Origin of the sequence: Psychrobacter sp. NG25, from assembly GCF_015234355.1 — a bacterium.
Classification (GTDB): Bacteria; Pseudomonadota; Gammaproteobacteria; order Pseudomonadales; family Moraxellaceae; genus Psychrobacter.
On sequence record NZ_JADGMV010000008.1, the window covers coordinates 1 to 19,021 of the forward strand.

15 protein-coding genes and 1 pseudogene are annotated in these 19,021 nt (G+C 44.3%); 5 read left to right on the forward strand and 11 right to left on the reverse strand.

The window, feature by feature from the left end:
- A pseudogene (locus tag IPZ60_RS11810) lies at positions 1 to 86 on the forward strand (elongation factor Tu); the annotation flags it as partial.
- Positions 87 to 243: 157 nt separating this feature from the next.
- On the forward strand, positions 244 to 714 hold the full coding sequence (rimI, locus tag IPZ60_RS11815) for a ribosomal protein S18-alanine N-acetyltransferase (protein WP_194197979.1): 471 nt from the start codon (positions 244 to 246) through the stop codon (positions 712 to 714).
- A gap of 66 nt (positions 715 to 780) precedes the next feature.
- On the opposite strand, the gene IPZ60_RS11820 is transcribed toward rimI, so the two are convergent.
- Genes IPZ60_RS11820 through trxB form a run of 3 tightly spaced genes read right to left on the reverse strand, consistent with a single transcriptional unit; the run spans position 781 to position 3,051 of the window.
- The gene (locus tag IPZ60_RS11820; RefSeq protein ID WP_194197980.1) at positions 781 to 1,170 is read right to left on the reverse strand and encodes a MerR family transcriptional regulator; all 390 of its coding nucleotides are present in this window, start codon (positions 1,168 to 1,170) and stop codon (positions 781 to 783) included.
- A 51-nt stretch (positions 1,171 to 1,221) separates the two neighbouring features.
- Positions 1,222 to 2,028 carry a leucyl/phenylalanyl-tRNA--protein transferase gene (aat, locus tag IPZ60_RS11825; RefSeq protein ID WP_194197981.1) on the reverse strand — a complete coding sequence of 269 codons (807 nt, stop codon included), beginning with the start codon at positions 2,026 to 2,028 and terminating at the stop codon, positions 1,222 to 1,224.
- Entirely contained in the window at positions 2,029 to 3,051 is a 1,023-nt protein-coding gene (trxB, locus tag IPZ60_RS11830; RefSeq protein WP_194197982.1) for a thioredoxin-disulfide reductase, read from the reverse strand.
- Between the two features lie 605 nt (positions 3,052 to 3,656).
- On the opposite strand from trxB, the gene IPZ60_RS14330 reads away from it, so the two are divergent.
- Both IPZ60_RS14330 and IPZ60_RS11840 read left to right on the forward strand, forming a co-directional pair.
- The gene (locus tag IPZ60_RS14330) at positions 3,657 to 7,079 is read left to right on the forward strand and encodes a DNA translocase FtsK (protein ID WP_194197983.1); all 3,423 of its coding nucleotides are present in this window, start codon (positions 3,657 to 3,659) and stop codon (positions 7,077 to 7,079) included.
- Positions 7,080 to 7,393: 314 nt separating this feature from the next.
- Entirely contained in the window at positions 7,394 to 8,887 is a 1,494-nt protein-coding gene (locus tag IPZ60_RS11840; protein ID WP_194197984.1) for an amidase, read from the forward strand.
- Between the two features lie 30 nt (positions 8,888 to 8,917).
- Here IPZ60_RS11840 and IPZ60_RS11845 read toward each other — a convergent pair whose 3' ends face one another.
- From IPZ60_RS11845 to dapC, 8 genes are all read right to left on the reverse strand, one after another.
- Positions 8,918 to 9,820 carry a class III extradiol ring-cleavage dioxygenase gene (locus IPZ60_RS11845; protein ID WP_194197985.1) on the reverse strand — a complete coding sequence of 301 codons (903 nt, stop codon included), beginning with the start codon at positions 9,818 to 9,820 and terminating at the stop codon, positions 8,918 to 8,920.
- A 105-nt stretch (positions 9,821 to 9,925) separates the two neighbouring features.
- Positions 9,926 to 10,414 carry a 23S rRNA (pseudouridine(1915)-N(3))-methyltransferase RlmH gene (rlmH, locus tag IPZ60_RS11850; protein ID WP_194197986.1) on the reverse strand — a complete coding sequence of 163 codons (489 nt, stop codon included), beginning with the start codon at positions 10,412 to 10,414 and terminating at the stop codon, positions 9,926 to 9,928.
- Between the two features lie 159 nt (positions 10,415 to 10,573).
- Positions 10,574 to 11,122: a DUF421 domain-containing protein gene (locus IPZ60_RS11855; protein WP_194197987.1), complete on the reverse strand. Its 549-nt coding sequence runs from the start codon at positions 11,120 to 11,122 to the stop codon at positions 10,574 to 10,576.
- Positions 11,123 to 11,260: 138 nt separating this feature from the next.
- Positions 11,261 to 11,776 (reverse strand): ABZJ_00895 family protein, encoded by a 516-nt coding sequence (locus IPZ60_RS11860; protein WP_194197988.1) that lies wholly within the window; start codon positions 11,774 to 11,776, stop codon positions 11,261 to 11,263.
- Between the two features lie 86 nt (positions 11,777 to 11,862).
- On the reverse strand, positions 11,863 to 13,878 hold the full coding sequence (locus IPZ60_RS11865) for a D-alanyl-D-alanine carboxypeptidase/D-alanyl-D-alanine-endopeptidase (RefSeq protein ID WP_194197989.1): 2,016 nt from the start codon (positions 13,876 to 13,878) through the stop codon (positions 11,863 to 11,865).
- A 108-nt stretch (positions 13,879 to 13,986) separates the two neighbouring features.
- The gene (locus IPZ60_RS11870) at positions 13,987 to 14,592 is read right to left on the reverse strand and encodes a 3'-5' exonuclease (RefSeq protein ID WP_194197990.1); all 606 of its coding nucleotides are present in this window, start codon (positions 14,590 to 14,592) and stop codon (positions 13,987 to 13,989) included.
- Between the two features lie 16 nt (positions 14,593 to 14,608).
- A complete protein-coding gene (locus IPZ60_RS11875) occupies positions 14,609 to 16,549 on the reverse strand; it encodes a DUF294 nucleotidyltransferase-like domain-containing protein (RefSeq protein WP_194197991.1) in 1,941 nt (646 codons plus the stop codon).
- Between the two features lie 207 nt (positions 16,550 to 16,756).
- Positions 16,757 to 17,992 (reverse strand): succinyldiaminopimelate transaminase, encoded by a 1,236-nt coding sequence (gene dapC / locus IPZ60_RS11880; RefSeq protein WP_194197992.1) that lies wholly within the window; start codon positions 17,990 to 17,992, stop codon positions 16,757 to 16,759.
- 258 nt (positions 17,993 to 18,250) lie between these two features.
- On the opposite strand from dapC, the gene IPZ60_RS11885 reads away from it, so the two are divergent.
- Positions 18,251 to 18,922: a hypothetical protein gene (locus tag IPZ60_RS11885; protein ID WP_194197993.1), complete on the forward strand. Its 672-nt coding sequence runs from the start codon at positions 18,251 to 18,253 to the stop codon at positions 18,920 to 18,922.
- Positions 18,923 to 19,021: the final 99 nt, after the last annotated feature.

The following is a 19,021-nucleotide window of genomic DNA, read 5'->3' on the forward strand; positions in this document are numbered from 1 at the left end:
TCGCTATGGACAAAGGTCTTCGCTTCGCTATTCGTGAAGGCGGCCGTACTGTAGGCGCTGGTGTTGTTGCTAACGTAGACGTTTAATACTGACCCTAGTATTTAACGCGTTAGTCAAAAGCCGTTCTCTTTATTGAGAACGGCTTTTTTTATGGGTGGTTATAACCAAAGAAAACTGTGGTGATATACCTATAATTGACGATAATATAACGTGTATTTTAAGAAAAGAGACAGAAGAGCGCAGATGATTAATATAAAGATACTAGAATCTAAAACAGAAGCAGCGATTATCCAAGCAGTTGCGACTATTGAGGCTATTGTCCAGTTACAAGAGCCATGGACTGAACAGGCTCTGAACGATTTTCTTGAACAAGATAGTATAGATTTAATGGTTGTTATGAGTACTGAGACTGATGAAGTGGTTGGTTACTGCTTATACCAAGTGGTGTTTGAACAAGCAGAAATCCTGCGTATTGGCACACGCCCTGACTATCAACGCCAAGGTATTGCGTCGCAGCTTTTTGCTAGATTAAATACAGTATTAAAAGACAATCAGGTGGACAATCTGTTATTAGAAGTGCGTGCAGATAACGCTCCTGCGATAGCTCTATATGCAAGACAAGAGTTTGTAGTAATTCATAAACGCAAAGGCTACTATCAGCTACCACATCAGCCGGCAGTAGATGCTTTAATTATGCAGCATGTTTATCGGTAGTGACATATGGGATGAATTGGCTTTATTGTTTTAAGATGTTTGTTGATCAGCTTTTATACGATGATTTTAGTCGCTGTTTGCTTGCATAGCTTTAAGCTCTTTAATTCGTTCGCTCAAGAGCTCAATCATGATGCTAGTATTGGCTTGCTGTTTTTGAACTTGATCCAGCTTTTTTTGATTAAAGCTCAATTGTTCGTCGAGGCTAATTTTCCCAGCATAAAAATCATTGAAGCCATCTTTCATTTCATTGAGAGTAAAGCCTACCGTTTGTGCACTCTTGATTAGCTCAATGCGCTCTACACATTCTGGATGAAACTCAGTATACAGTCGTGACCCTGCTTGACGCTTACGCGATTTTAGCAAACCCAATTGGTCATAATGTCGCACGGTATCCTTAGTAGTATTGGCTTTTTTTGCTAATTCTCCAATTAACAAGAATGATTTATCAGATGCCATAATGGTCTCATAGGTCTATAGTTAAGTGCTTATTAATAGCCATAATGCTCATTATAAATTGAGCTGCCAAGGTTCTTCATTATCGAGTTGCGATACTGGCAACGGTTTGTGCGAGTCACCATGCCATGTGACGGCATTACCAGCTATTAATGAATCTAACTGAGTGAGAAACTCTACGCGTGGTAAAGTGGTTGAGCCTAAGCTCATAAGATGATCGTTTGGTAATTGACAGTCAACTAGCGCTACATGGCTTTGTTCACATAAGCGCATTAGACCCCAAAAAGCTAACTTTGATGCATTGGAAGCACAGTGAAACATCGACTCGCCAAAATAGATATTGCCTATTTTTAATCCATAAAGCCCGCCGACCAATTGCCCTTTATCATCCCAAACTTCCACACTATGTGCAAACCCTTGCGCATGTAGTTTGGTGTAGGCCTCAATCATTTCATCATGAATCCAAGTATGCTCTCCTTCAAGCTGATTGTCATTAAGGCCGTCGCTGCGCGGTAAGCTACAGGCATGTATGACATTATCAAATGCTTGATTGAGTGTCAGTTGCCAACGGGCGCGATTCGCTTGTTTGCGTAGTGACTTGCTTGGCTGATAGTCTATTGGGACTATTACACATCGTGGTTCAGGGCACCACCAAGCGATCGGCTCATCTTCATTAAACCAAGGGAACAGTCCTTGTGCATAAGCAGAAATGAGGGTTTCTGGTGCCAAATCGCCACCCATAGCGACGATGCCAATGCCGTCAGGGTCAATAGAAATAGGATCAGGAAAGTCATAACGCCCAAGACTTTTTAAGGTCTCAGGCGTGATGTGTTTATCGTTCTGTTGAGTAGAGTTGCCCATTTAGGCTTCTTTATCTGCAGTTAGTGTTGAATCGTAAGTATGATCACGAGCAACGGTCGCTCCCAATGCATCCAAGTATTTTTCAGCATCAAGTGCTGCCATACAGCCAGTGCCAGCAGATGTGATTGCTTGACGATAGACATGATCGGCGACATCGCCTGCTGCAAACACCCCTTCGATACTGGTTTGCGTAGCGTTACCTACTAAGCCGCTTTGGACAGTAAGATAGCCATCTTTCATGTCTAACTGACCTTTGAACAAGTCCGTATTAGGCTTATGACCGATGGCCACAAACATGCCAAATACATCTAGCTGCTTGGTGCTGCCATCAATAGTTGATTTGATAACAACGCCATTGACGCCCATGTCATCACCAACCACTTCTTCAACACTGTGATCCCACTCAATTTTGACGTTGCCATTTCTGGCTTTTTCGAACAATTTGTCTTGTAGGATTTTTTCAGAGCGTAAGCTATCACGGCGATGGACTAGGGTTACTTCAGAAGCGATGTTCGATAGGTATAAAGCTTCTTCGACAGCCGTATTACCACCACCGATGACGGCGACTTTTTGGTTTTTATAGAAGAAACCGTCACAAGTAGCACAAGCTGAAACGCCAAGGCCTCTGAATTTGGTTTCTGACTCTAGCCCCAGATACTGGGCAGAGGCACCTGTTGAGATAATTAGGGCATCGCAAGTGTAGTTACCGTTATTACCCGTTAATTGAAAAGGGCGTACATTCAGGTTTACTTCGTTGATATGGTCATAGACCAGTTCAGTACCGAAGCGTTCTGCGTGGGCTTTCATGCGTTCCATCAATGCAGGGCCGGTTAAGTCATGAGCATCGCCTGGCCAGTTATCGACTTCGGTAGTGGTGGTTAGCTGTCCGCCCACTTCCATGCCTGTAACCATGACAGGCTTTAGGTTGGCGCGTGCCGCATAAACGGCAGCAGAATAACCAGCAGGACCTGAGCCTAGGATGATGAGTTTTTCGTGACGTGGCGCTGTATTTTCAGTTGCCATGGGTAATTCCTTGCTAAATATAAAAGTTAAAAATAGGAGTGATTAATATAGGGCATATTCCCATTTTCAAAACGAGGACACGCCCTAATAAAATTTTTCAAAATGACGACTAATATGGTTTTTCTCATTGCTGTGTGATAATAACATAAGGGTAAGGCGTGCAAAGTGCAAGTTTGCTAAAATCAACATGGATATCATTAGAATTAAAGCACTTAAATCTTGAAGTATTATTGCCATAAATGACGGTTATTTTATAAGGTCTATATAAGATTGTTAGCCTTATTCTGTGAGCCATATTGCTAAAAGTAGGGTTTTTTATCTAAATCGCATATTAGCTAACTTTCTTGCACTCTTTCTTTAGAAGACTGTCGCCACTATACCTATGTATTTGTTATTATAAGAAGTTATGCCAAGTGTATTGGAAAGCAAACAGAATGCTGTTATGACGCATCTTTATGACAGACAATGCGTTCTGAACACTTTGCCAGAGATATTTATATCCGCACCTCTATATCAGTATCTCTATGTCAGCACTTTATGTCAGCATGATTAAGCTTAGTCATGCGTTGACGACCATTTAGTATTAATAACAAGGCAGATCTTACGTGATATCAGCACCGCTTATTGAGTATTTAAAAAAGGGAATATTTACCCTCCTTGGGTTAATATTGGCCGTTTATCTCTTTGTCATCTTGATGACGTATACAGGTAACGACCCTAGCTGGTCGCATATCAGTAGTGATATGACCACGATTAATAATGTGGGTGGTGCATCGGGTGCTTGGTTATCGGACTTGCTCTATAGCTTCTTCGGTTTTGGTGCATGGTGGCTGTTAGCATTTTTGGTTTATGAGTCTATCCTTATCTGGTGGGACAACAAGCCAACATTTTGGCTGATGCGTTTGATTGCTTATGTGTTTTTATTATTAAGTGCCAGTGCTTTATTTGCACAATTGGTTGCGTTGGTTCAGCACGTAACTGATCCTGCGGCGACAAGGCTAGAAGGAGTTGCTGGCGGTATTATAGGGTTGGAGCTACAGTCTCGATTGGCTCAACTTTTATCGCAGTGGGGGAGTGTGCTCTTCTTAACGGCTTTCGTTATTATCACAGCGACTTTTGCCTTTAATATTCATTGGCTTGCGATTTATCAAAAAGTGACAGCGTTGTCATGGCTAGGTTCAGGGGTCAAACACAAAGGCATGGCGCCTGATAATATTTCTGTTCAAGAAGGCATTACCTCAGAGCAAAATAACGAAAGTATAGCAACGAATAAGACAGCTAAAGAAATCTTAGAACAGGAGCAGTTACCACTTGAACTACACTCTGAAGATAGTGTAAAAGCAGTAGATAATAGTGGTCGTTTCAGCAATGTTTTGTCAGATTTTTTGTCGACGTCAGGGCTTGCTGATAGCGTAAAAGCCTCGATGGCAGCAGCGACACAAGCCGCTATGTCTAATTCAAGTGCTATGTCTAACACTGAAAATAGCCAGCATTTACAGGCGGCACCAGCGACACCTAGCGGTACAATTGATAATACCGTCAATCATGCGAATACATCGCCGACGTCAAGCTCTGTAATGACGCCTATCCGTAAAGTAGAGCCGAGCTTTGCTTGGAATGATGCAAATACCGTTGATGATTTATTGGCCAGTGAGCAGATGGCTTACAACACCAATACTATGAACGGTCATGGTTCAGATGCTACTGCACCAGTACCTAATCATACTGAATTTAGTCATACTCATACTGAGTCGCTTGAATCAGCTGTGCCATCTGCTCCGACCGTATCGACCGCAGAGATATCCGATACTCAGTCAACGGTGAGTCAAGCAACAAACGTTACTCAGTCGCCAACTGATGAGTTGGTGTATAGTGAGACAGCTTACCAAGATACGGCAAATTCTGGGCTTGATGTACCCGTGGATAATATTGATACATTGGCAGATGCTTGGCTAGCAGAGCATGCAGATATTTCAGTACCTACTACTGAAGAGTCTATAGAAACGCTTAAGTCTGGCAGTGTCGCGGAGCAGCCAGTACGAGAAGCACTCGTAGAGCCTGCACCAGATTTGACCAGTGGTGATGCTATTAATACACAGTCTCCTAATAGCAAGCTTTCGGATAATAAGCCTTCGAATATACCTGTTGCTTCAGCTGCTAGTGATACGAGTCCATCTGTCGATAAACCAACTAGTAATCAAACTGAAATATTGAACAATGCTGCGTCGTCGGCTGCGATTGCAAAGTCAGCTACTCAACTGGCAGCAGAAGCTATTCAGCCAATATCAGAAATGGCCGATATGACGCCGACCAATACACCGCCTGCCAATCCAAAAGCACCACCAGCGGCTGTATCTGAGCCAGTTGTTGCCCCTAAAGCCAATGTGAGTTTTGACATACCTGAAGGAGATTCTAGCAATCATATTACCGATATGATGCCAGATGTGAGTGCTGATACTATCGCGCCTGTTATGCCGCATATTAGCGATGATGCAGCGTTTAGTACCAAGTCACGCTCAATGCAAACGGCGGCTTATCGTAGTAGTTTGACGCCGATTCCTGAGATGTCAATTTTGGACAATCCAGACCCAAATCGCCAACCGAGTTATACCGAAGAAAAACTGGTTGAGCTATCAGAATTGTTAGAAATCAAGCTACAAGAGTTCAATGTGAAAGCATCGGTCGTCAATGCGATTCCGGGGCCAGTCGTAACACGTTTTGAGGTTGAGCTGGCAGCAGGGGTAAAGGCTAGCAAGGTAACAGGCATTTCGCGTGACTTAGCACGCTCACTGTCTATGGCATCTCTGCGTGTGGTTGAGGTGATACCGGGTAAGCCTTATATTGGTATTGAAGTACCAAATCCAAAGCGTGAAATGGTACGTTTGATAGAGCTGCTAAATACTGAAAAGTTTAAAGACCCAAAAGCGCAAATTAGCATGGCGATGGGTAAAGATATTGGCGGTAAACCTATCATTACTGACCTTGCACGTGCGCCGCATATGTTGGTCGCTGGTACGACAGGTTCTGGTAAATCGGTTCTGGTTAACTCAATGCTACTGTCGATGCTACTCAAATATACGCCTAATGAGCTGCGCCTTATCTTGATTGATCCCAAGCAGCTTGAGCTTGCCAACTACAATGATATTCCGCATCTGTTAACGCCTGTTGTGACAGATATGACGGAAGCCGCGAGTGCCTTGTCATGGTGTGTGGCAGAGATGGAACGCCGCTATCAACTAATGAGCTTACTGAAAGTTCGTAAGCTTGATGAATTCAATAAAAAAGTGCGAGCTGCCGAACAGTCAGGAAATCCTATGCTTGATCCATTATGGCGACCGAATGATAGCGTGAGTATTAGCCAAGCGCCTAAGCTCAAAACGTTGCCAATGATTGTCATCGTTGCGGATGAGTTTGCCGATATGATTATGCAGGTCGGAAAACAAGCTGAAGAACTCATCACGCGTTTGGCACAAAAATCGCGGGCAGCCGGTATTCACTTAATGTTAGCCACTCAGCGTCCATCGGTGGATGTCATTACAGGTCTGATTAAAGCCAACATCCCAGTACGTGCAGCATTGCGTGTTAACTCAAAAGTCGATTCGCGGACGATTTTGGATAGTGGCGGCGCTGAGGACATGCTGGGTAATGGTGACATGTTGTTCTTAGGGCCTGGGCAAATTGAGCCTGATCGTGTGCATGGTGCGTATGTCAGCGATGAAGAAGTCAACCGTGTGTGTGACGCTTGGCGTGAGCGCGGTGCACCTGACTATATTGATAATATGGCAGGGAATTTTGAGTTATCTAGCTCAGGCGGTGGTGGTAGCTCAGGCAATGCCTCTGGTGAGGATGATGACTTATACAACGATGCAGTTGCCTTTATCATGGAAACACGTAAAGTCTCTGCTTCTAGTATCCAACGTAAATTTAGCATTGGCTATAACCGTGCAGCACGTATTGTCGACTCGATGGAGGAAGCCGGACTGGTCAGCTCGATGGGTAAAAGTGGCAAGCGTGAGCTGTTAATGTAGCGTTTAGATTTTATGATATAAGAAGGCGAGTCACGAAAGTGGCTCGCTTTTTTTATTGAGTAAGCATAATGATTTTTTTAGTGAGGAATTAAGTGCTTAGGCATATAATACTGAAATATTGTCATTAAACAGGCTCTAATTATTCAAGTTTAGATTTATGCATAAATAATAGTTAATTCAGTACCTAAGTACTAATGAGTTCGTTTATCGGTCATAAGTAGTGGTTTTTTATACTAAACTGACAGTTATTTATCGATAAATATTTGTTAATTCTAAAAATTCTCACTCCAATTACTCTCCAAGGAAGGTCGGCTATGTTTAAAGAGTATACCCAGTACGATGGTCTCGCATTAGCGTCATTGGTTAATGCAGGTGAGGTCAGCGCCAAGGAATTGTTAGATGCAGCGGTCAGTCAGGCAAACAAATTAAATCCTAAATTGAATGCCATTATCCACCGTTTTGATGAACGTGCATATCGTGCGGCACAGGCAGGATTGCCCTCTGGCGTATTCAATGGCGTGCCTTATCTATTAAAAGATTTATCGTTTAGTTTCGCTGATGAACCCATCACGATGGGCAGTCGTAGCGTCCATATCATCTCAGAAAAAGACAGCGAAATCGTCAAACGGATGAAAGCCACTGGCGTCAATACCTTTGGCAAAACGAATACGCCTGAATTTGGTTTGATTATCACGACTGAACCCAAAGCTCATGGCGCAACTCACAATCCATTTAAGAAGTGTTATAGCTCTGGTGGTTCCTCTGGCGGCAGTGCAGCAGCCGTGGCAAGTGGTATCGTACCGATGGCAGGCGCAGGTGATGGCGGTGGTTCGATACGTTTTCCCGCTGCGTGGTGCGGCGCGTTTGGACTCAAACCTAGCCGTGGTCGTAACCCAATGGGCCCATCATTTGGAGAAGGGTGGGAGGGAGCAGTCGCTGATCATGTGATTACGCGTAGCGTGCGTGATAGTGCTGCTATGCTCGATGCAACAAGCGGTGTGGAAATCGGTGCTCCGTATGTCATCGCACCACCAAACGGTACTTTTTTACAAGCAGCCATGCGAGCGCCAAGACAATTAACCATTGCTTTGCATCAGAAGCCGTTGATTGCCAATACTGTGGTGGACAAGGAAGTACTGGCGGTCCTCGAGCAAGCTGCCAAACAACTAGAAGCCATGGGTCACCGAGTAGTACCTGCCGAACCTAATATTGATATTGAACAATTTTGGCATGATTTTATGGTGGTGGTTTGTGCTCATACCGCATTTACCATTGACAATCTCGAGCGTGATTTTGGTATCGAGCATATCCAGAATCTAGAGCCGCAAACTTATAATATGGCACTGCTAGGTTGCTCGCTATCGGCGGTTGATCTGGCTCATGCCAAACATGGCTGGCATCATAGCCAATATCAGACTGGCTTGTTGCTTGAAACCTACGATATGATTTTGTGCCCGACCGTACCCACCCCTGCGGTTAAGCATGGGATATTGCCACCCAGCCGCACGGATGAAATGCTGATGCGTAGTGCAGAGTTTCTCAATAAAGGTTTTGATATGGGTAAGTATGCTTTTCGCTCTGGCATGATTGAAAAGCTTAGCCAACCGATATTAGGCAAAATGGCCTTTACATTATTAGGCAATGTTACAGGCCTACCTGCTATGTCATTGCCACTGGGCATGAGCAAAAAAGGCTTGCCGATTGGTATGCAGTTGATTGGGCGTATGAACGATGAAGCCACGCTGTTTAGTGTGGCAGGTGAGTTTGAGCGTGCTGGATTATTTACGAAAGCTGCTTTTCAACAGTAGCGCTATGATGAGGACACGGCCTAGTACATGTTAATCAAAGCGATAAATATCCATACCCAAACTATGATGTGCCATGCTTTGATGAACGACTGAGACGCGCTGACCAGTACCTAGTGCAAAGAACAGCGGTAGCAAGTGCTCATCACTCGGATGAATGTTTTTATAATTAGGGTATTGCTGCCAGTCTAGAGCAGTGGGTATATCTGTCTTAAGCTGCTGTAGTAGCCATAGCTTAAAGTCTTTGGCGGCTTGATCGATACTGTCAGATTGCCAGCGCATGGCGCTCAGGTTATGTGTAATGTTACCTGAGCCAATAATAAGTATTTGCTCATTACGCAGTCGTGCTAGCTGTGCACCCAATTGATAACAAGCGACACTGTCATAGTGCCGCGGTAAAGATAGTTGTACGATAGGTATGTCTGCCTCTGGGTACAGGTGTCTGAGAGGTGCCCACACCCCATGGTCAGACGCACGTACAGGGTTGACGCTACAAGTAATACCGCGTGCGGTGAGCTGCTGTGCGAGTGATTCCGCAAGCACAGGATGACCAGCTGCTGGATATTGTAGCTCGTACAACTCAGGCGAAAACCCTGAAAAATCATGCCACGTCTTCGGTTGTGGATTGCTGCTGATTTCAAGTTTGGATGACTGCCAATGCGCGGACATAATAAGGATAGCACGTGGCTTTGGTAAGTTTTGACCGATACGTGCTAGCGCGCTGGTCGTAGACGATTGCTCGATAGCAAGCGTGGGCGCTCCATGTGAGATAAACACCGCTGGTAGCTTTGCAAACTTGGTAGCATTGGGTGCTACCTCAGGTGCATCTGCCCAAACACCAGCCGCAGTGATAGGCGTTGGCGCATTAGGATGGGACTCATCGTGTTGATGGCTTGGATGAGAGGCGTCAGGTGTCGCAGTTTTTGGATATTTCATGTTCTATGTATTAGGGCATGCACCAGTTTTTCAATCTGTTCTACGATTGATGTTTTGAGTGGTTTAATCAAAAAATCGTAATCATTTTTGAAGGTTCGACACGCCTTAGTTTCCACGATGATAAGGATGATTATTATTAATACTCATCGCCCGATACAACTGTTCCATGAGCACCACACGTACCAACGGGTGTGGTAATGTCAGCGCTGATAGTGACAGTTTTACATCGGCTTTGGCTAATACTTCTGGCGAGACACCATCTGCACCACCGATGACGAGAGCGATATCATCGCCTTGCTGCATACCATCAGCCAGTTTTTCAGCCAGTCCTTCTGTCGAAATCATCTTACCTTTGACATCCAGTACCCATAATTGCTCACGACCTGACGTGTTATGAGCAGCTAATATCGCCTGACCTTCTTGCTCACGGTACTGTGCCAAATTGGCATCTGAAGGGTTTTTTGCACGTTTTGCAGCAGCCAGCTCTACAATCTCTGTGCTGAGCATAGGTTGGATACGTTTAAAATATTCATCAAAACCCGTCTGTACCCATTTAGGCATTTTATTACCGACGGTTAAAATTCTTACCTTCATAGTAGTTACCATTTCAATAATTGATAAAACGAAAAAATGTGATGCTCTATAGTTAAAGAACTCTAAAATGGGTACAAGGCAGCCGACTGCAGATTGTACAAGTAGTACATCTAAGGAGGGTAACGCCGTAGCGGTTTAGTAGTTCACCGACTATATATTTTACATTAGCGGTGCAATAGTATCTGAGACAGTTGCTTCTGTGTTTGGGTTATCCTTGCTCGCATCAGTCGTGCTTGGCTTTGGAATAATAGTGAGCTGGGCATCAGACTCAAAGACAATGGCTTCAATATCATCAAAACTGTTTATGCCTTCAGAGCGCATCGCACATTCGATTTCTTGACGGGTCAGTCTTTCATCTCGCATAGCATCGTGCAAAAACTGCCCTTGATAAAAGACAATACGCGGCTCAGACAAAATAAAACTACTAAAGGGCGTTGAAATAGACGCATATTTGGTGACCAAAAACTGCAACACATAAAGTACTAAAATCGATGAAGCCCCTTCGACAAAAGGAATGTCTTTGAGCAAAATAGTACTGGCACCTAATGAGCCGATCATCACGGTGACGACCCAGTCGAAGTTGTTGAGCTGTGATGTGGAGCGCTTGCCAGAGATTTTGGTAATCAGCACGATGAACACGTAAATCATAACGGTCGTTAAGACGATACGTCCAAGCTTGTCTATGTTGTCAAAAAATAACATTTCCATAATGCTCGCTCCTATTCAAAGTAGGTCATTGTTCAAAATTTTACTCATTAGCGTTAACGCAATAGGGTTTATAGGCGATACAGCTCGATAAATGAGACGGTTTTTGCTGCTTATAGTTTTTCTGTGCTTGCCAGTTGTCTATCGAGTTTTGCGTTTGGGGTCAAGTAGGCTGTTGAGTACCCAAAGACTGATTCGAGCACTGACCAATGTGAGTACCAATATCATAACGAGTGCTGAGAGCAGTGGTAAAGGTTTTTGCATTGCCATATCGATTAAGACTTCACGGCTCACTGTATCAAATAACCAAAACCATATGGCTACGAAGTAAAGCGCAGTCACCAGCCAGATAACAGCAACTCCGCTCAGCATAATGCGATTAATCTCACTTCTATCCAATGCTCGCTGTTGGTGCTTGACGAATTTACTGACGGCGATATAAGCACCAATAATGATAGACAGCACCGTGACCAGTTGTGAGCTCAAGGTAAGCTGGGTCTGAATCATCATAAAGACTGCGCTGGCAAGCGTATAACCAATCGCAAAAAAACCAATATACTGCGACAGTTTGGGTTGAGCCAATCCATGATTTTTCGTTAGCCCATCACGACCCGACTGAGGGATAGGCTTGCTGAGATTGGTTATCTTGCGTGGCATAATCTGACCTTTATAAAGGTAAAAACATAAGGTTGGAGTTAATATATTATCAACTATTCATTACAAAGTATTTTTGATAAAAGTAATCAATGCTCAGCTGTCCAATCGAGCATCGCATCCAGTACTGGTCTGGCAGTATAAGCGTTCAGAGCCTGCTCACTATTGATAAGTCCCACGACGACATAATCCTGTCCTGACAACCCTTTGACATAACCTGACATCGAGGTCACATTATTTAGAGTACCCGTTTTTATCCATGCGCGGCCAATGGCTGCAGACTCTGGCAAACGTTCTCCATGCGCGGTGATGGTGCCACTGACACCTGCCACACCTAATGAATTGACGTAAGCATCGAAGCTTGGACTATCATAAGCGTATGTTAATAGTTCGCTTAGATTGGCCGCGCTGATGGTGCATTCGCGGCAGAGTCCTGAGCCGTTGGTCAGGTGAGGCGGTGGCGTGCTGAGATTGGTTTGCCACCATTGATTGATGCTCTGTAGTGCCGCTGGATAGTCGGTAGTAGTAGGTTTGCCAAATTGGTATAGGCTACTTGCGTTATTGTATGTATTTACAGGCGTTTCGTCATGAGGTTTAACGCCATTGGCATTGCCATAAGCCCCTATCGATAGAGCCACTTGTTCCGCCATCACATTATTGGAGAAGTGGTTAATATCATAAATTTGCTGAGTAAGGTTCAAAGAGGGATAGCTGACAATAGGCAGAGGTGACATAGACAAGGCTGTGAGACCTCGTGTTGATTTTAGAGACTTTGTCCTAGCATAAGGCACTTCTTGTGTGATGACATCACCAATGAGTGTATTGCCTAGTGCTTGCCATTTTTCGGCGATGATGCGTGCAGCAAAGTCTTTGGCATCAGGATACGCAACATAAAAAACATGCTCGCCACAGCTGTTTGGCAAGTCGGCATTCAATAGCAGTTGTTTTGCTTGCCACTGCGGCGAGAGGCTATAGCTTGCCTGTCCACAGCTCGCTGAGCGGGTATTGATGGTAGTAGGTAATTGATAGTTTGCTAATTGCGGCGTATAAGTCAGGCTGGCTTGACCGTTATCTAATGGGTAGCTTTTGATACCGATAGTACTGAAGTTAACCAAAAAACCATCGGGACTGGCGTTATAAGGACGCAGTGGTGAGTTGTCAAAGGCGGCGGGGTCTTTAGTGATATTTTTAAAGACAGCGCTGTCGATGATGATATCTCCATCGATGTGATGAATACCGGCTGACTGTATCTTATAGAGCAGTTGTGCCAGACGCTCGTGAGTCATTTTTGGGTCGCCACTGCCTTGGATAACCAAGTCACCGTGTAGACGATCACCGATGATAAGGCCAGTATGGTAGACACGTGTATGCCAGACAAAGCCCGCCCCCAAGGTATCTAAAGCAATAAAACTGGGAACGAGTTTCATGGTACTGGCAGGCGTACGAGCGATATCAGGTTGATGGCTCAACAGTGGTGAGAATGACATCTTTATAGACGGTGTGCCCGTGCTGCCATCGGCATTACCATTACCACTTTCATGATTATTATGATCGTCAATGACCGTTGGCTTTGATGAGTCACCCAGTACGGTTGGGATACTTTCTAAACTTTGGTAAGTATAAGGGTCATCCGTATAAGCATGCAGTGCTTGCTCACGCTTTTTAATCGTGCGCTTTTCAATCGTAACCAATGTGTTTGGCTGCACTAAATGACTTTTTTCATCGCGAGCATCACTCGGCGTTGTTCTCTGGCCACTGTTATTGGTGTTAGACGTCGCATTAGTCGTTGACGCTGTTTGCGAGGTACTTTCAGAAGAGTTATCCGACTGGCTGTCAATGACCTGAATAGGAGCGGGCAGGTGACTGGCGTTTTTATCGCCGACTGGCGTGATGACAATGCTGATATTAGCTTCCGTTAAATCAGCTCGTGATAATGCCGCTTGAATAGCTGCTGGCAATGCTGCCTGTGCATATAGCGGCGTTGCGACTAATGCCAGTACGACTAAGCGTTTACTCACCTGATTAAACGGTCGTAGATGTTGAAAAATCGGTGAAAGTTTGGCAACAAGGGCAGGAGAACGAGAGCGTTTGGAAGTAGGTCGCATGAGCATCTTTTAGTCGGTGGTAAAAGCCGACTATACTAACATGAGTTGCTGTTTTCGCGTAGATGGAGAGGCTTGTTAAAAGCTCGATTTTGTTGTTTATAATTTATATTAACGCATGTGCAAAAAGGCCATCGCCGTCATAATGGCATCGTTGTACGCATCGTGAGCGCCCAGATCAGGAATATTATAATGCGCTAATATATTGGTCAAATGCTGCGATTGGCCAGAGAGGCCTTGGGTGTGACCACTCATGCGACGACTGTACAAATGCCGCACATCGATGATTTCGTTGGGTAGCGTGGTACCCATATAGCGCTTGACCAAAGGATTCAAAAACCCAGTATCTAGTTGCGTACAAAATCCAATAATAGGCCGGTTATCTATAAATGGTAGCAGTAGCGCTAGCATCTCATCATAGCTCATACCATGCTCGACATCAGCGGTACGCAAGCCGTGAATGACAATGGTATCGCGATCAGGCATCACCGGTGGTCTACAGACCAAGTGCATGCCATTACCCGTATCGATGGTATTGCCATTGATATGAATCGCTGCGACAGACAGTACATGATGCTTTTTAGGATTGAGTCCTGTCATCTCACAGTCAATCGCCACCCACTGCTCAGCCATCGGTTGGGTAAACATCGAGGCTAACTCTGGACGCTGTAATTGCGTCTTTTGCCAAGTGCAAGACAACTGCTTTAGCCAACTCATATGCGTGCTCATTTGTTTATGCTATTTCTAATTGATAGTGCTGGCGTAGCTGTGTCTTAAAGCTTTTGACCACGGACAGACACTCTTTTAGCAAGTCACGCTCGAGCGCCGTCAGCGTCGTTGGATTTACTTGCCGTGCGTGTCTGTCATCGGTAGACAGAGCAACTGATAGACGCTGCGCCATAAAGAATTCCAAAGCCTCTAACAAGTTGTCTGCACGCTCTTGGGTTAATACTTGAGTTTTTACTAAAGCCTTTAGACGGTTTTTGGTACTAGGGACTTCTAAAATGTCATTTTCTAATGCCAAGGTGCGAATACCATGAACCAGTGGAAAGATACCGGCTTTTTTTAGGTCGATATCGTGCGAATCTGCCTTACCACCTAGTAGTGGAACAAATTTCTGCCACCACTGATTCACATCACCAAACTGTAGCGCGGCGCGTGCGAACTGGCGTACAAACATAGGGTCTGACTGTCGGTGCGCCACTTTTAGATGTTGACGTACCTGAGTCAATAATGACTCATCACCGCAGACGTATTCACCATCGAGGATGGCGGACAAATAAATACCATGCATCGGATCGGTGTTTTTAAACCATAAACTGATTTGCGCATTAAAAGCTTTTAGCGGCTGTCGCCACATGGGATTGGTCATCATGATATTGCCGTCGCACAAAGGATAACCTAGGGTAGCCAAATGGCTATTAAAAGTATCAGCAAACTGTGCCAGATTATCATGGGTGTAACCATCACGCATGATGAGCGCATTATCTTGGTCAGTACGCATGATTTGCTCACCGCGACCCTCTGACCCCATGACGATGAGGCAGGTATTTGCCATGACTTCATCAGGCACGATAAGTTGCCAGAGTTTGGTAAATACTTGTGCGTTGAGCGTCTGCACCATGCGACTGATGTTGCCGATTTTGACACCATTTTGATGTTGCACACGAATATAACGACCGATAAGTTCGACAGCCGTATTTAGGCTTGATAGATCCTTTGTCTGCTCGATTTGAATACTAATGAGTTGTGAATGATGACCAATATGAGCGAGCATATCGCTCTGTCCGAGTACGCCTGCCACATCACCATTCTGATCAATCACTGGCAATCTATGGATACGATAGCGAGTCATGGTTAATAGAGCATCACCAATTTCATCAGTAGCGTTGATGGTACGCAGATTAAAGTTAGCATAACGCTGGCAGGTAGTCGTGGCAGGGTTCTGCTGCTCACTCACCGCGCGGCAAATATCGGTATCGGTTAAAATCCCCAATAGATGCCCTGTGCCATGATGTTCGTTTTCAGTGTTTTCTAAAGGGTTTGATGGTCGCACCAGTACGTGTTTTAACCCTACTTGAGTCATGATGCAAGCGGCGTCATATAAGCTGTTACTGGCATCCACAATATGTACAGGCAATAAACTGACATCTATCACTGGTTGCAGCATGATTTGCTGAACTTCTTGCTGATCGTTATAGGCGTTAGGATTGGTTACTTTGTGATTACGTCGCTGCTGTAAGGCTTTTAATCGTTCAGGAAGTTTGTCAGATAGCATTTGGCGTACTAGATGATTTTGTGCGCTGATTTTATCGACTGCGCTACCAGCGACTTGTAGTAGTAAAGTATCTTCGGCAGCTGTAAATTGATAGGTCTGTACGGCTTCGGTATTAGGAATGCCGTTTACCGATGACTCGGGCAGACGACGACTATCGAACCAGTCGTTATTATTGAGATGATCAGAATGGTTACTGCCTAGATAAGAGCCGACAAACTCGCCATCAAGTGACTGCTCGATCTGTCCTTTGATGACCACATACAGACATTGCAGCTCTTCTGCTAGCAGGCTTTCGCTTTTGGCAAGATAGCGGATTTGGGTGTTTTTTCTCATACTTTGACGTTCAGCCATACTTAATACATCAAAGGGCGGCTGGGTAAAATCAAGATGGGCCATGGCATCATCCTTGATGGCATATTGGGAGTGTCACCATTCAAAGTTTATTGTTCAGAGTGAGGACACGCCCTAGGTAAAAGATACTTTACTATAGCACTATTACAGCAAAAAACCTCCAATAACCACATTTATATTGTGGCTATTAGAGGTTGATGTTTTTTTGAAAATTAATGCGTGTAAAGCGACTGATTATGCACCCTATGTACTCTATGCATCAATAAGCAGTTTTCGAATACGGCTTATTGCTTCACGGCTCTCATCGACACTAGCGACCAAAGCAATACGTACATAACCTTGCCCAGGGTTTTTACCATTCACCTCACGTGATAGATAGCGACCTGCTAAGGCATGAATATTGGCCTGCTCATATAGTGCTTTGACAAACAGCTCGTCATCACCATTGAATTGCTTAGGCGCTTTTATCCAAAAGTAAAATCCAGCCTCAGGCATCCGTAACTCTAATAGGTCGCCAAGCTCAGACATCCATAAGGCAAATTTTTCTTGATACAGTGCGCGATTATGCGCCACATGCTTTTCATCTTGCCAAGCAGCGATAGAGGCAAGCTGATGCGGTATCGGCATAGCACAGCCTTGATAGGTACGATATTGCAGATACGCCTGCAAAATATTGGCATCACCCGCCACAAATCCTGAGCGTAAACCAGGCAGATTTGAGCGTTTAGATAAAGAGTGAAAGACGATACAGTTTTTAAATTTATGACGACCGAGTGTCGCGCAGGCTTGTAATAGTCCAATCGGCGCTGTATCAAAATACAGCTCGCTATAGCATTCGTCACTAGCAATGATAAAACCGTACTGATCAGATAGGCGAATGAGATATTCCCAATCATCCATCGTCATGACGGAACCTGTCGGATTGTTCGGACTACAGACAAACAAAAGCTGCGTGCGTGCCCAAACTTCTTTTGGTACTGCGCGATAATCACCTTTGAAGTCATTATCTAGTGTGCAAGGGACAAAGTAAGGCGTCGCCTGTGCCAATATGGCCGCACCCTCATATATTTGATAAAACGGGTTGGGCATGACCACGGTAGGAGGTTGACCAGATACAGACAGTGAATGATTGCTAGTATCGATGACTTTGTGATCGACAACCGCTTGTACCAAACTAAAAATAGCCTCGCGTGTTCCCATCACTGGCAATACTTGTGTATTAGCATCGACATGATTTAAGAAAAACCGCTTCTCTAACCAGTGTGCAATGGTTTGGCGTAGCTCAAACAGGCCATTGGTCGTTGGATAACGGCTTATTTTGTCCAAATTTTCGCGTAGTACGTCCAGTACAAAAGCGGGTGGCTCATGCTTTGGTTCACCAATACCCAGTTTGATTTCACTGTAGTTATGGGCTGGAGTGCTATCGGCCAGTAGGGTAGCCATTTTTGCGAAAGGGTAAGGATGCAGATACGTTAAGTTGTGATTCATAGGTAGGGTAACTATAATAGACAATTAATAATAAAGTTATAAAGAAAATTTACATTTAAGCAGTGTAGCACTTCTCTTGTTTTTTGTCTTTTTCTTCTTTTCATGCTCAGACTGCCAAGCTATTGAAGCATAAGTGATAAAACAGACACAGAGGTAACGTGCTAAAAAATGCTCAGAAAATCTTATCAATTGATAACTTATAACAATACAAAAATCTCTATCAGTCTCAATGATAGTTCATGGTAAGGATAATTTGATATGCCTAGTGTTGCAAAGCCCGATAGTCTTGACGCTAAAGATATCAATGATGAAAAATCTAATGGTAGCTTGCCGCGTGCTAAATTGTACGAGCGACTTAAGCAACGTGAGCACAGCTGGTGGCAATCGCGTCAGCAACTGATTAACCGTAAAGAAAGAAAAATGTTTTGGTACGGTGAAAACAGCTTGATGATGTGGTTCTTATGGCAATTGGTCAGCTATGTCATTGTAGCGATGCTGCTGATGTTGCTCAGCAAATTGCTGGGTATCATGCTACCTTTATGGCAATATGTTGCTCTGTTTACCTTACAGACAATTATATTTGTGGTCATGTTGGCAGCCAAAGGTCAAATGGCGAATACTTTACAACGCAAAATTGACAAAGATGAGTTGCTACGTGAAGAAGCTATGAACGAGATGATTATTCTGGCAAAAGACAGTCTTTATCCAGATGTGCATGCTCATGCCCCTCTTTCCCTCAGAGAAATGTATGAGTACTTTGACAAAAGCTTTCATTTAGCAAGCTTGCATTGTTTGCTAAAAATAGAGGTCGATGCTGGGCGTTTAATATTGACGCAAAAGAACCTCGAGGCAGATATTCTGCCGCCAGACCTCGCTGATGATGAACTCAATGAGCACGCTAGTGAGATGATATACAAAAGCACTTTATAAACAACCGCTTCGCTATTAGATATAAAAAAAGCATGCCATCGATAATTCTATCAATGGCATGCTTTCTGCTTTTCTATGGTACTTTTTTGACGTACCTAC